This is a genomic window from Desulfobacula sp. (assembly GCF_014237455.1).
GTDB lineage: Bacteria > Desulfobacterota > Desulfobacteria > Desulfobacterales > Desulfobacteraceae > Desulfobacula.
The window spans coordinates 18,703-32,415 of sequence record NZ_JABZFL010000029.1; the positions used below are offsets into that span (position 1 = coordinate 18,703).

Genomic DNA, 13,713 nt, shown 5'->3' on the forward strand with positions numbered 1-13,713 from the left:
TAGAGAAAGGAAAAAAATGAAGTATATCGGAGCCCATGTCAGTATCAGCGGAGGTGCAGAAAAAGCCCCTCAAAATGCGGAAAAAATTGGCGCAAAAGCCTTTGCCATGTTCACCAGGAACCAGAGACGGTGGGCATCAAAATCCCTGACTGACAAAACCATTGCCCAATTCAAGGAGAACTGCAAGAGCACCGGTTACGATCCCAGGCACATCATCCCCCATGACGGTTACCTGATCAATCTCGGGCACCCGGAAGCAGAAGCTCTTGAAAAATCAAGGATTGCCTTTCTTGACGAGATGCAGCGCTGCGAACAACTGGGTCTTCGATACCTGAACTTGCACCCGGGAAGTCACCTGAACAAAATAGATCCCGATCACTGCCTGAAACGGATCGCTGAATCCATCAACCTGGCCCTGGACCAGACAGCCGGCATCACGGCAGTCATCGAAAACACCGCCGGCCAGGGAACCAATATGGGACATCGATTCGAACACCTGGCCCGGATCATTGGGAATGTTCAGGACAAGAGCCGCATAGGGGTCTGCCTGGACACCTGTCATATCTATTCTGCCGGGTACGATATCAAGACAGCCAAGGCCTTTGAAGACACTCTCCAGAAATTTGACAATCTCGTGGGTATCAGCTACCTGAAAGCCATGCACCTGAACGATTCGAAAAAACCTTTTGGAAGCCGGGTGGACAGACACGAGAGCATTGGAAAAGGATCTCTGGGGCTTGAGCCTTTCAAATTCATCATGAACGACCCGCGCTTCGACCATATTCCCATGGTTCTTGAAACACCGGATCACTCCATCTGGGAAGAGGAGATCAGACTCCTCTATGACCTGATTGAATAAAAATATAAAAAATGCTAACGCCAATTTCATCAAAAAAAATAGATCGGAACAAATTGGCCGCCCTGGCAAGTAGCATCTTTCTGTACCATTTAATAGTAAAACGTGTTAGCATCATTCGGTTCCTCTTTGGCATGAAACCGAAGAAGAAAACGATCTTTGTTAAAAAGTAGACACTTTGTTACTCGTATGTATAATCAATAACGGTTTGTATTCAATCAGAAAATGTATCGGATAAAAACCAGTATATTTTCAATGTTGGGCTTTCTTATCTTCTACCCAAACACAGGAGAATTATAATGAACGAAAAAAAGAATTTTATTGTCATTGGATGCGGCGGGGCCGGCGGGCCGGCTGCTATTCTTACCAGCAACATAAATCCGGACGTTGATGTGACAGTGATAAGGGCGGAACCCAATTTCATTGTCAGATGAGCGCTTCCCCACGTTGTGGCCGGTCTGGCCACCAGTGACTCCATAGTTGCCCCGGATGCCATGCTGGAAAATGCAGGTATAACTGTTATCAAAGAGAGGGTGACAGGTGTTGACAGCAAGGAGAAAAATGTGACCCTGGAAGGGGGCAAGGTGCTTTCATTTGACAAGCTTCTCCTTGCCAACGGCGCTGACCCTGTCATACCTCCGCTGCCAGGCAAGGATCTCCAGGGTGTTTTCACATTACGAAGCACACCGGATGCCGAAGCAATGATACAGTTTATTGATGAGAGGAAGATAAACAGCCTTACAGTGGTTGGGGCAGGCTTTATAGGTCTTGAGGTGGGCACCCTGCTGAAGCAGACCCATCCGGGTCTCAAGGTGACGGTGGTGGAACTTCTGGATCATCCCCTCCCGTATATGCTTGATGCCGATATGGCCTCAAAGGTTGCTTCTTATCTTGCAGAACAGGGAATCGAGCTGCACACAGGCGTCAGGGTTACGGGACTTTCCGGAAAAGATGGATATATAAACGGCGTTGAGCTTGATTCAGGCGATGTAACAGATTCGGATATGGTCCTTCTGTCAGTTGGGGCCAAAAGTAACTTTGACCTTGCAAAGCAGGCCGGACTTGATATTGGAGAATTCGGCATAAAGGTAAACCAGTACATGGAGACATCTCACCCGGATATCTTTGCCGCAGGTGACAATGTGGAAAACAAATGCCTTATTACCGGCAAAAATATACCCGGGCAACTCAGGGGTGCTGCAGTTTGTCAGGGACGTCTTGTTGCCAAACGGCTGAACGGCGCTGCCATCCCTTTTACAGGGCCGCTAAACAGCTCCTGTGTCAAGCTGTTTGATCTCTGTGCAGCAAGCGTTGGCCTTACAGAGAAGCTTGCCAAAAAACATGGCATCAAGACAGCCTGTTTCACAGTTGACTCCCGCAGTAAGCATGGCATGATCAAGGGAATGAAGCCATGGACTCTGAAGGTGGTTTTCAACACGGAGAATAGAAAAGTTATAGGAAGCCAGATCGTGAGCATGAGCGAGTCCCCGGCAAAGGAGATTGATGTCATGAATTTGGCCATAAAAATGGGCGCAGTCCCTGAGGATCTTTTGACCATCAACTGTGCCGGACACCCGGATCTTTCTTCAGAACCCAGTTTGGAACCCATATCCATCATAGGGGTCCAGGCATCAGGAAAGATTTGATTGCTGCATTTTTTAATGAAAGGATTGCTGTTCAAAAAAACAATTCTTCATTGTTTCAAATTGTCATAGTATGTTAATAAATGGCAGTAAAAATTAATTTATAAAAACGGACATGCATAATGACAATCCAGTTTCTTGGGAAGACATTGAAAAACCCCATGGTTCTTGCTTCAGGGATTCTTGGGAACAGCAGGGACATCCTTGAAAGAGTCCATGAAAACGGCTGCGGCCTTGTGACCATGAAATCCATCGGCCCTGAACCCAGGGACGGACATAAAAACCCCACGGTGATTGATCTGGGTCACGGCATGATCAATGCCGTAGGACTGCCGTCTCCCGGGTATTTGAACATGGAAAATGAGTGGGAGGACCTTGAAAAAAGAGAGTTTCCCTTAATTGCAAGCGTTTATGGCGGGTCTGTTAAAGAATACCGGATGGTGGCAGAATTTGTATCTTCCAAAAACCCGGATTTTATCGAAATTAATATTTCCTGTCCCAACTCTGAAAAGCATGGCATGATCTTCGGGATCAACCCGCAATCTTCCCATGATGTTGTGTCTGCTGTTAAAAAAGTCATCAATGTTCCGCTCATTGTAAAACTGACCCCCCAGGCCCCGGATATCGGTGACGTTGCCAGGGCCTGTGAAGATGCAGGGGCCGATGCCATCTGCGCCATCAACACGGTGGGCCCGGGAATGGTGATTGATATTGAGTCCAAAATGCCGGTGCTGGCCTTTAAAAAAGGGGGGCTTTCCGGCCCCATGATAAAGCCTGTTGCCGTCCGGTGTGTGTTTGATATTTATAAAGCAGTAAAAATTCCCATCATCGGGCTTGGCGGCATTACCACAGGAGAAGACGCCATTGAAATGATCATGGCAGGGGCAAGTCTTGCGGGCATCGGAAGTGCTGTCCGGTACCGCGGGATTGATGTGTTTCAAAAAGTCACCCGGGAAATGGAAGCCTGGCTTTCAGATCATCATTACAGTCATGAAGATATTATAGGAGCAGCCCATAAGGAAGGATGATGAAACCCATTACCGATCAAAGACATATCATGCTCAGGGTTGCGGAAAAACAGATTGAAAGCCAGGAGTTTGCCACCCTGTTTTTTAATTATGCCCTGCCCTTCAAACCCGGTCAGTTCATCATGGTCTGGATTCCGGATATTGATGAAAAACCCTATACCATTTCCTATCATTCAAAAGACAGGTTTGCCATCACCATTGAGGCCAAAGGCATTTTCTCCCAAAAAGCCATTACCCTGGAAAAAGATGATCTGGTTGGCATCCGGGGGCCTTTTGGCAACGGGTTTAATATTAAATCAGACGATACGGTGGCAGTTGTTGCCGGTGGCTGCGGCATGGCGCCATTGGCCACATTGGTGGAAAAGCTTAATAAAAATACAACTTTTATCCACGGGGCAAAATCCAAAGAATATATCTTATACCCGGACCGGTTTGACCTTGACCGACTCTTTTGCACGGATGACGGAAGTTTCGGCCGCAAAGGATTTGTCACAGAACTCCTGGAAAATGAAATTGCTTCAGGCAAAAGCTTTGACAGAGTCTATACCTGCGGGCCTGAAATCATGATGTACCATATTTTCAACATCTGTGAGAAGCACCACATTCCCTGCCAGGTGTCTCTGGAACGCTACATGAGGTGCGGATTCGGAGTTTGCGGGGCCTGTGTCTGCGGCAAACAGGTGGTCTGCAAAGACGGCCCGGTCTTTGATTCTTCCGCCCTTCGTGGTATAAAAGACTTTAATACAAAAGCCCTGTTAAAATCCGGCAAAGATGTCAATCTTGCCCAGTATTTTTCCTGGCGTTGTAAATAGACATATTGTAAAGGATTGTTGTAAATGACATACAAAGAAGAATTTATTGAATTTTTAATTGACTGCAATGCCTTAAAATTTGGCAAGTTTGAATTAAAAAGCGGCAGGATTGCCCCTTACTTTATCAATACCGGCATGTTTGACACCGGCCTTAAAATTAAAAAACTCGGCACCTGTTATGCTAAAGCCATACAGGAACATTTCCCCGGCAACTTCGACGGAATCTACGGCCCTGCTTACAAAGGAATCCCCTTATGTATCTGTGCAGCCCTGGCACTCTCTGACATGGGTATGGATAAAGGGTATGTATTCAATCGAAAAGAAGCCAAAACTTATGCTGACAAAAGCCTTGTTGTGGGCATGCCCCTGACATCCGAATCCAGACTGATCCTTGTGGACGATGTCATTACTTCCGGAAAAGCCATCAGGGAATCTCTTGAAGTCCTTAAGTCCTGTGACAACCCGACGGTCACCGGTATTATCATCAGTGTCAACCGACAGGAAAAAGGAAAAACCGATAAAAATGCACTAAAGGAAGTTGAGGAAACCCTTGGCATTCCCATTCATTCCATTGTCACCATCACAGAAATTAAAAAATATCTTCACAATAAAAAAATAAATAACCGAGTTGTTCTGGATGATGGCATGCTTGCAAAAATTGATACCTATCTTGAAGAATATGGTGCACCATAAAAATGATTCCCCCCCTTGAAATGACCTCGGATATGATGATTGTATTCGGGTTTTTAATTTTTGTAACAATTTTATTTGTTTTTGAAATTGTAAGAGTTGATATGGTCGGGCTTCTAATGATGGTACTCCTGCCCTTATCCGGTGTGATAACAGGGTCCCAGGCCATCAGTGGATTAAGTTCCAATGCTGTTGTCTCTATCATTGCCGTTATCATCATCGGGGACGGCCTTGATAAAACAGGCGTCATGAATATCTTTGCCAGGCAGATCATAAAATTTGCCGGGAAAAGTGAAGTCCGAATCATGGCCTCGATTGCCGGAACCGTGGCATTTATCTCCAGTTTTATGCAGAATATTGGTGCGGCAGCCCTGTTTTTACCGGCAACCAACAGAATCTGCCGGCAACTGAATGTATCCATTTCAAGAATCCTGATTCCCATGGGGTTCTGTGCTGTTATCGGGGGATGTATCACCTTGGTGGGATCAAGCCCTTTAATCCTGTTAAACGATCTGATGGCATCCTGGTGGTCCAACAATCAAGCCATTTTAGGGGATAAACCCTTTGAGGCCTTTGGCCTTTTCAGTGTCACCCCCATCGGTATAGCCCTTGTTATAACGGCGGTTCTATATTTCATTCTTTTTGGAAAATTCATATTACCGGAAGTAAAATCAAAAACTGACCCTGACTGTCTGCTGAACCAAGATCTTGAATGCACCTATGGCGAAGAAATTCACAATGCCTATGAACTGAATATTCCGTTAAATTTTGAAACAAAACGACTGGATGAATTAAAAATCCGGCCATTGTATCATTCAACGGTTATCTGCATCTGCAAACAGGGTAAGCGAGATGGGAGAATCAAAGTTACTGTTCCTGCCAGGTCAGATATTGTTGAACCCGGAGATACCATCGGTGTCATCAGTAATAAGGAACATATAAAAAAACTTGCCCAGGATATGGGGTGGGAACTTTGTAACGAACTCAACAAGCTGAATGAAATATTATCCCCTGACAACTCCGGCATCACTGAAGCCATTATAAGGCCCCGGTCTGAACTGGTGGGGAAAACACTGCACCAGATCTATTTCAGGAAAAAATACCAGGTCAACCCTTTGGCTTTATTCAAAGGGAATAAGGTTTTTTATGAAGATATCTCTGAAACTAAAATTCAAACCGGAGACGCATTCCTTCTTTTTGGCCAATGGGAAAAATTTCATTTATTGAAACAAAAAAAAGATTTTGCTTTTACCGAGCATATCCCGGGAGAGATCATGCACCCTGAAAAAGCAGGGTTTGCCATTGGCAGCCTGGTCCTGGCCCTTGTCCTGGCCCTTGGGTTAAACGTCCAATTGTCCATATCATTACTGGCAGGTGCTGTCACTATGATTCTCACCAGGGTTCTGAGCATTGACGAGGCATATCGCGGTGTTGACTGGATGACGGTTTTTCTGCTGGCCGGCCTGATACCTTTAGGGCTTGCCTTTGAAAAAACAGGCGCAGCACTTTATTTATCCACAGCCATTGCCAACCTCATGCAGGGGGCACTGACGCCTCTTGTTCTGTTTTTACTCATCGGATTTTTAACATCCTTTTTTACTCTGGTAACATCAAATGTCGGTGCCACTGTACTCATGATTCCCCTGGCCATGAACATGGCTGTCCAATGTAATGCTGATCCGAGAATGGCAGCATTGCTGGTTGCTGTAGCCGCATCAAACACCTTTATTCTTCCCACCCACCAGGTCAATGCGTTAATCATGAGACCGGGCGGGTACAAGGTAATTGATTATGTCAGGGCCGGCAGCGGGATGACACTCCTGTACATTGGCGTGGTCATGACCATTATGTATTTTTTCTATGGTATCTCAGGCTGAAACCCCTTTTAAAAAGATTGAATCGATTATGAAACACTATATTAAAACCCGACACGAAAAATTTATTACAGATTTTGAAACCATCGTTAATATTGACAGCAGCAGCGACAATAAAGACGGAATCGAAAGAGTCGCCCGCTTTTTTGAAAATCGATTCAAAAATATCGGCCTTGATACCAAAATTTTATTTTTAGGTGAGGAAAAAGTTCCCTGCCTTTATGCGGAACATCGGCCTTCCAAAAAACCTTTTGATATCATGTTCCTGGGGCATATGGATACGGTATTCCCCACCGGCGAAGTTGAAAAGCGCCCTTTTTCAATCAAAGATAACAAGGCCTTCGGCCCCGGAGTCTGCGACATGAAAGGGGGGTTGCTTGTGGTGCTGCATGTTCTTGAAACCCTTAAACATGAGGGTATTCTTGATTCACTATCCGTCTGCGTGGCGTTTAATGGCGATGAAGAGACAGGATCAAACGCCTCAAAAGAATGGATCATGTCGACGGCTGAAAAAAGCCGGCGAACCTTTGTGTTTGAGCCCTGCCGGCCGGGATATCGGTTTGTTCTTCAACGGAAAGGCGGGGGCTGGTTCCAGGTAATTGTAAAAGGACAGGAAGCCCATGCCGGAGCTGATCCGGAAAAAGGAATCAATGCCGTGGTCGAACTTGCCCATCAGATTGTCAAAATTAATCAGCTGAATCAGAATAAAGTAGAAACCACGGCCCAGACAACCGTTATCAAAGGCGGGGATAAGGTTAATATTATCCCCAACAGGGCCGAAGCATGGGTTGATGTACGAATTTTAAAACTTGAAGAAAAAGAACGCATTGAAACCTTTTTTAAAACCCTGGCAAAACATCCCTATTTAAAAGGCTCTGAAATAACGATTCAAGGCGGCATCAACAGACCACCCATGGAATCGGGGGATGCAACCCGCAAGCTCTGGGAGCTGGTTCAATCAACAGGGAAAAAAATCGGCTTGCCCATGGAATGGATTTCAACAGGCGGTTGTTCCGACGGCAATTACACGTCTGCTGCCGGCACCCCCACCATTGACGGGATGGGCATTGTGGGAGCAAATTCTCACAGGACAGATGAATATGCCGAACTTGGCAGTATTGATAATATGGTACTTCTTGTGGCACAGGTCTGTAGGGCCATTGGAGAGAAAGGCTAATTGAGATGATAAAACCGTGCCGGTTCTGTCAGGTTATGTATCCTTGAAAAGTTTTAGAATCGGGTCTGAACTGATAATATAATAGACCTGGCCTGTGGCGGGCTCTTTTACCGTCTCCATGATGTTAATGTCACTGATAAATTTCACCGTTGCAAGAATATTCAGTTGTTTCTTGTTCTGCCTTGCCGTATCAAATTCTATGGAGGTTATTTTCCCTTTTTTTGTATAGGCCCAGTAAACTACTTTATCGTGGGCCAGAACCGTTGGGTCATCAAAATTCATATAAAGATCACCGACCAGATCCTGAATTTTCTGCTGTGATGCAGCTTCAAGCTGCTCATAGATGACAAGAACCCGATGACTTGTTTTCTGTGCCACAACATATAAATTTTTATCCTTGAACTTAAATGTGTCCGGGGACGCAGCATCAACTGGATTGGCTGCAGCAGTCTCCATCTGCCCCTGATTCAACGCTGCCCCTAAAATATATCCGTGCCGTTCTATTTTTAACTTTTCAACCTGCTCAAACAGGCTGCCCAGATCATTGGCAAGAGCCAGGCCTGAGAATAAAAACAATACTAGTATACAGATTGGCCAAACAATTTTTTTGTACATTTTTTTACTTTTTCCCACTTTTAATATTCTTTTACTTTTTCCCCACTTTTTTTTACATTAAGGGGACGGATAAAAAAAATCCGGCAGGACAGCATGTCATGCCATCCTGCCGGAGATAATAATCTTTGTTACTGGTTATATCTTAATTTATTTTCTTCTTCGATTAACTTCATGGTTGCCGCACTGCCGCCGGTTTCTATCCATAAATGTTCCGGTTTGGCCAGAAGCTCCTTAATATGCTGGCGATATTTTTCACCCTTACCTGCATGGTCGGCCAGTTCCTGAACTTCGGGCAGAAATTCATGGTAAAAATTTCTGGCAATTTCATACATGCCGTGCCAATGGGTATAATCCGGTGCAAACATAGCCGCCGCCATTCTGGCACGTCTGCCTTCATGGTGCCATATTTCAAACCAAGTATACCCGATTTTATGCTGGAATCCCGTGTTTTCCCAGATCCCGTCTTTTTTCAGCATTTTGACCAGGGCCAGGCCTGGTTTGGCAAATTTCTCATTGTAGAGATTCACCAGATCATCCAGCTGGGAATAAAAATCTCTTACCTGGTTGACACCATGACAGGATTTGCAGACTTCCTGCATGGTAGCACGTCTTTCCTGCCAGGAAACAACAGTCTTGATGGTTTTTTCTGCGATCACTTTTTTGAGTTTATCACCTTCCCGGACATAACTCTTAGCTTTGGCTGTCTGACCGGGGCGAGGTGCAATATCACCGGTGATATCTGCCACCGTACCATCTGTAAATGTCGCACGGTTTAATTTTGCAGAAACAGGGGCTCTCAAATTCCATGAAAGCCTGTCACCCACATTATGGCTGTTTTTAGCAACAGCACCATTGAGCTTAATATACGATCCCATGTGGCAGGTGGAACATACCGGTGCGGTATGGTAATCATCTCCCAATACCCAGGAACCGTCTTTCATGATATTCATGCCATTCGGGGATGCCCCCTTATCAGCAGAATAATAGGCAATACCATGTTTGGATTCTTCATAGATCTCTTTTTGTGGATGATCCGGTCCTAAATGGCATTTGCCGCAGTTTTCAGGCTGTCTTGCTCTGGATGCAGAAAAAGAATGCTTGGAATGACAGGCATTACAGACACCCTTGCTCCCGTCAGGATTAATTCGGCCAATACCGGAATTGGGCCAGGTATTGTAATCCATCTGGGGTGCATCGGTTTTGGATCGCATGGGTTTCCCATCCTTATCACGTTTCAGCGATACCACTGATCCATGGCACTGCCAGCAGCCGCTGGCCATATTCCCTTTGTTGGTTGGCATACCGCCGACCACTTCCGCCAGCATATTATCAAGAGATGCCATGATTTCACCGGCAGTAGCATGATGCGATATGGCCATTTCCTTTGCCTCGGGTTCATGGCATTTTGCGCAGTCATTGGGTGAAAGAATGGCCTTGATAAAGGCGCCTTCATGGTTGTAACCCATTTCATCACCTTTTTCTGCCGCATGGCAGTTGTAACACCCGACCTGACCTTCTTTGGCTGCTGCATGGGCACTTCTTTCCCACTGGAGGACCAGGGACTTGTTCTCTTTTAGATGACAGGTGATGCATTTTTTGTTCATTTCGATGTTTTTCGGATTTTTTACATCAAAGGACGCTTCAGTCAAAGCAAAAGCTGCCCCTGTTGTAAAAACAAATACAATCATAAAAATCAGTAATGACCTTAAAACAGTCATATTCAATCCCTCCCAAAATTTAAGTTAGAATGCAAAAATATAAAGTCTTGCCTGCACCACCTCCTTTCATGATTTATCTTAAATTTTTGTTAAAGTTTATTTTACGTTTGTCTCATTGTCTGGTGTCCAGAATGGAAAGATCCTGCTCAACACAAAAAGGATGATAAACGGAATGGCCATGACAATGATCACCGCCAGTATCCCCTCCTTGTCAAACCACTCAGGATGAAATTCAGTATAACCCCTTGCACTCTTACTCATCAGCTGACCACCGATCACAACGTTCCATCGCATGATCAATACCTGCAGCAAAAGGATGGCCGAGACAACGGCTGCAGTAAAATTATAAATATGCTTATTTATGGTAAAAATACCCATCACGCCCAGAACAAACAAAGGGATCACCGAGCAGATCTTGACCTGCCATAACCAGAATGAACTTGCCAGGGGACCGTTTAAAAGTCCTTCAACCATATGGTGATACCCGGATTTTAAGTACGAATGGGAAAACACCTCCAGCATCTCAAAGGTGAAGGCCATAATAAAAAAGAGCGTCAGCGTTTTAATACACGTTTTGATACAATCATGATCAATGGATCGCCCCTTTACCTTGCGGATAACAATGTAGGCCAGGATAATGGCGGATATTCCCGATACACAGGCAGAAAACAAAAAGATCACCGGCATCAGCGGGGTTGACCATGTGGGGTTGGCTTTAACCCCGCCAAAAATAAAGCCCACATATCCGTGAAGGACGACCGCAATAGGAATGCCGATACCTACCAGAAACCGGATGATTTTTCGGTCAAGCTTACGGGCATCTTCTGAAACATCAATGCTGTCAAAGGTCAAAGCCCGGTACAAAAGCTGGAGCCAGCCTTTTGAAGTGGCCCTTAATTCCACCAGATCTTCTCTGTACACAAACAAAATAATAAAGACAACAACTCCCATGGACACGGCATAGATATATCCAAACCCTGCCATAGCTGAAGAGGGGCTGGGGGTTAAAAGCATATTAAAATTTCGTTCGGGCCGCCCCAGATGGAGCAAAAGCGGCAGGGTGGCAATGGCCAGAAAAGCCAGAGCAAACAAAAGAGAAAACCTTGCAACCGGGCGCAGGCTTTTGACATCAAAAAGATAATAAAGGGCTGCAATGATAAAGGCTCCGTCCACAAGGCCAGTGATATATGGATATAGGACAATCATCATACTCCAATGGACATGAAGATCATTGGGGAAGACATAATTGGAAACTAACATGGCTGCCGAGCTGTGGGCTGCATCCATCAGATCACCTCCCTTCTGGCACCTTTGTAATAGAGTGCGGGAAAGGTCCCCATCTCTTTTTTAAGAACCGTCAGAACACCGGGGCCTTTTAATATTTTATAGACTTCAGATGTTTCATCCTTCATGGAACCAAATTTTCTGGCCCCTGTGGGACAGACCTCAACACAGGCCGGCAACAGTCCTTTTCTGACCCTGTGGTAACACCAGGTACATTTTTCGGCTACCTTTGTCACGGGATTTAAGAACCGGGCTGAATAGGGGCAGGCCTGAATGCAATAAGCACACCCCACACATCGTTTTTCATCCACAAGGATAAAACCGTCAGGCGATATAAAGGTGGCTCCCACCGGGCATACCTGGACGCAGGGAGCTTCCTTGCACATATTACAAAGCTTGGGCACAAAAAAGGTGTCCCTTATTTTTTCGTCAATGTCTGTTCTGGGATGCTGATATCCGTCCAGGCCGCCATGGGGGCTGTCTACATAAATCTGATCGCTGAATCCCTTGACATACCGCTCAACCCAGGTCCGGTAATTCCCATCGGGAACATTGTACTCCCGCTTGTCTGCAACGCAGCAGGACCCGCAGCCGATACATCGGGTAACATCCACGATAAAGGCAAATTCCTGATGAAGAATATCATAGTCTTTCCCCTTGATGCCCGGAATCTCTTCAGGAATTTCAAGACTGTCACCCCCCATTGGCCAGACCAGATATAACGAACCCGCAATGGTTCCGTTTAACACTTTTTTAACAAACGACCGTCGATCCATCATGATCCTGCCTCCATCAATCCTGTTATCTGTTTTGCCCGGATAATATATTTTAAAGGCGCATGAACATAATGGCATTGATTGCAATTGTGGGTAATTTTAACAGTCTGATCCTTGAGATGATTCGGCATGGCAACTGTCTTGATAACTTCTTCATGTCTAGCCTTGATCTCAGTGTTATGACACCGCAGGCAGAGGGTGGTAATCTCTTTTTCTTTTTTAACGGGCAGTGTTCCGATCTTCTTGTCATCCGCTATATGATCGGCATAAGTTCCATGACAAAATTCACAGGATATGGTCTGATGGCGACCTTTTTTATGAAACTTTGCTTCATGGGAATGACATTTGAAACAAGACGTGTTGGTTCCATGGCGGATGGGGACAAGGGCTGCTTCTGTGATGGCATCCGCCCTGTAAGGACCGTAATCACCAAAAGAATCAGGGAGCAGCAATTGTTTAAATAAAAGCCCTCCCCCGGCCAGCACACCAATACTTAAGACCACGATCAAAAGACGCAACCGATAGCTTAAATCCACAACGACCTCCTGTGTTTTTTCGTACAGCTCTTTATATAGTTGTTTACAGCCGTGAGCTTTGGAACTTTAAATCGTATTACAATATGTTTTCATGCGCAAATTTTGAACAGCGCACTAAGAAACGTTTGTGTAACAATCGTAACATTATCATTACAAAAAGGTTGCAGGCAAGTTTTTTTTAAAAAATTTTAAAGGGAAATTTCCCCTTTTTCCTATCTGAAAAATAATGCTTTAGGGTTTGTTTGATGACTTCAAAGGCAATATCATCCCAGGGGATATCTTTTTCGTCGAACAACCGGACATCTGTGCTTTCATTTGTAGGGCCGAATTTATCAGAAATCAGGTTTGCCCTGAACATGAAATAAATCTGATCAACAAAAACAATGTTAAAAAGCCGGTAGGGTTCAATGTTTTGAACATCCGCCATTGTTTCTTCCCTGGTTTCACGAACAGCACCATCCTGAACCGACTCTCCGTTTTCAAGGTACCCTGCCGGCAGGGTCCATTTACCTTTTCTTGGCTCAATATTTCTTTTGCACAGCAACACCTGTCCGTTTAATTCGGGAATACATCCCACTACCATTTTGGGATTGCTATAATGAACCAGGCCGCAGTTTGTACATACGGACCGGGCATGATCATCATCGGGCGGAATTTTCAATTCTGTAAGAGACCCGCACGTCGTGCAAAATTTAATGTCCATA

At 45.1% G+C, this 13,713-nt stretch carries 14 protein-coding genes; 8 read left to right on the top strand and 6 right to left on the bottom strand.

Features of this window, described 5'->3' with window-relative positions; all coding sequences use genetic code 11:
• The first annotated feature begins 16 nt into the window (after nt 1–16).
• The 8 genes from nfo (at nt 17) to HGJ91_RS04160 (ending at nt 8,080) form a co-directional block, all read left to right on the top strand.
• Nucleotides 17–859, top strand: a complete 843-nt coding sequence (gene nfo, locus HGJ91_RS04125) for a deoxyribonuclease IV (protein WP_291346433.1) — start codon at nt 17–19, stop codon at nt 857–859.
• A gap of 296 nt (nt 860–1,155) precedes the next feature.
• Nucleotides 1,156–1,290 (top strand): hypothetical protein, encoded by a 135-nt coding sequence (locus tag HGJ91_RS04130; RefSeq protein WP_291346434.1) that lies wholly within the window; start codon nt 1,156–1,158, stop codon nt 1,288–1,290.
• A 15-nt stretch (nt 1,291–1,305) separates the two neighbouring features.
• Nucleotides 1,306–2,502 carry an FAD-dependent oxidoreductase gene (locus tag HGJ91_RS04135; RefSeq protein ID WP_291346435.1) on the top strand — a complete coding sequence of 399 codons (1,197 nt, stop codon included), beginning with the start codon at nt 1,306–1,308 and terminating at the stop codon, nt 2,500–2,502.
• A gap of 119 nt (nt 2,503–2,621) precedes the next feature.
• Nucleotides 2,622–3,527: a dihydroorotate dehydrogenase gene (locus tag HGJ91_RS04140; RefSeq protein ID WP_291346436.1), complete on the top strand. Its 906-nt coding sequence runs from the start codon at nt 2,622–2,624 to the stop codon at nt 3,525–3,527.
• A complete protein-coding gene (locus HGJ91_RS04145) occupies nt 3,527–4,339 on the top strand; it encodes a dihydroorotate dehydrogenase electron transfer subunit (protein WP_291346437.1) in 813 nt (270 codons plus the stop codon). The genes HGJ91_RS04140 and HGJ91_RS04145 overlap by 1 nt, the downstream gene beginning before the upstream one ends.
• A 24-nt stretch (nt 4,340–4,363) precedes the next feature.
• Entirely contained in the window at nt 4,364–5,032 is a 669-nt protein-coding gene (gene pyrE / locus HGJ91_RS04150; RefSeq protein ID WP_291346438.1) for an orotate phosphoribosyltransferase, read from the top strand.
• A gap of 2 nt (nt 5,033–5,034) precedes the next feature.
• Nucleotides 5,035–6,906: an SLC13 family permease gene (locus tag HGJ91_RS04155; RefSeq protein WP_291346439.1), complete on the top strand. Its 1,872-nt coding sequence runs from the start codon at nt 5,035–5,037 to the stop codon at nt 6,904–6,906.
• Between the two features lie 28 nt (nt 6,907–6,934).
• Nucleotides 6,935–8,080 carry a M20 family metallopeptidase gene (locus HGJ91_RS04160; protein WP_291346440.1) on the top strand — a complete coding sequence of 382 codons (1,146 nt, stop codon included), beginning with the start codon at nt 6,935–6,937 and terminating at the stop codon, nt 8,078–8,080.
• Nucleotides 8,081–8,113: 33 nt separating this feature from the next.
• Here the strand turns inward: HGJ91_RS04160 and HGJ91_RS04165 are convergent, their stop codons facing one another.
• From HGJ91_RS04165 to HGJ91_RS04190, 6 genes are all read right to left on the bottom strand, one after another.
• A complete protein-coding gene (locus HGJ91_RS04165) occupies nt 8,114–8,695 on the bottom strand; it encodes a hypothetical protein (protein ID WP_291346441.1) in 582 nt (193 codons plus the stop codon).
• A gap of 128 nt (nt 8,696–8,823) precedes the next feature.
• Entirely contained in the window at nt 8,824–10,413 is a 1,590-nt protein-coding gene (locus tag HGJ91_RS04170) for a multiheme c-type cytochrome (RefSeq protein WP_291346442.1), read from the bottom strand.
• 96 nt (nt 10,414–10,509) lie between these two features.
• Nucleotides 10,510–11,700 carry an NrfD/PsrC family molybdoenzyme membrane anchor subunit gene (gene nrfD / locus HGJ91_RS04175; RefSeq protein ID WP_291346443.1) on the bottom strand — a complete coding sequence of 397 codons (1,191 nt, stop codon included), beginning with the start codon at nt 11,698–11,700 and terminating at the stop codon, nt 10,510–10,512.
• Entirely contained in the window at nt 11,700–12,476 is a 777-nt protein-coding gene (locus tag HGJ91_RS04180; RefSeq protein ID WP_291346444.1) for a 4Fe-4S dicluster domain-containing protein, read from the bottom strand. The genes nrfD and HGJ91_RS04180 overlap by 1 nt, the downstream gene beginning before the upstream one ends.
• On the bottom strand, nt 12,473–13,009 hold the full coding sequence (locus HGJ91_RS04185; protein WP_291346445.1) for a hypothetical protein: 537 nt from the start codon (nt 13,007–13,009) through the stop codon (nt 12,473–12,475). Before HGJ91_RS04185 ends, HGJ91_RS04180 begins: the two co-directional genes overlap by 4 nt.
• A gap of 178 nt (nt 13,010–13,187) precedes the next feature.
• A complete protein-coding gene (locus HGJ91_RS04190; protein ID WP_291346446.1) occupies nt 13,188–13,712 on the bottom strand; it encodes an NUDIX hydrolase in 525 nt (174 codons plus the stop codon).
• Between the last annotated feature and the right edge of the window lies 1 nt (nt 13,713).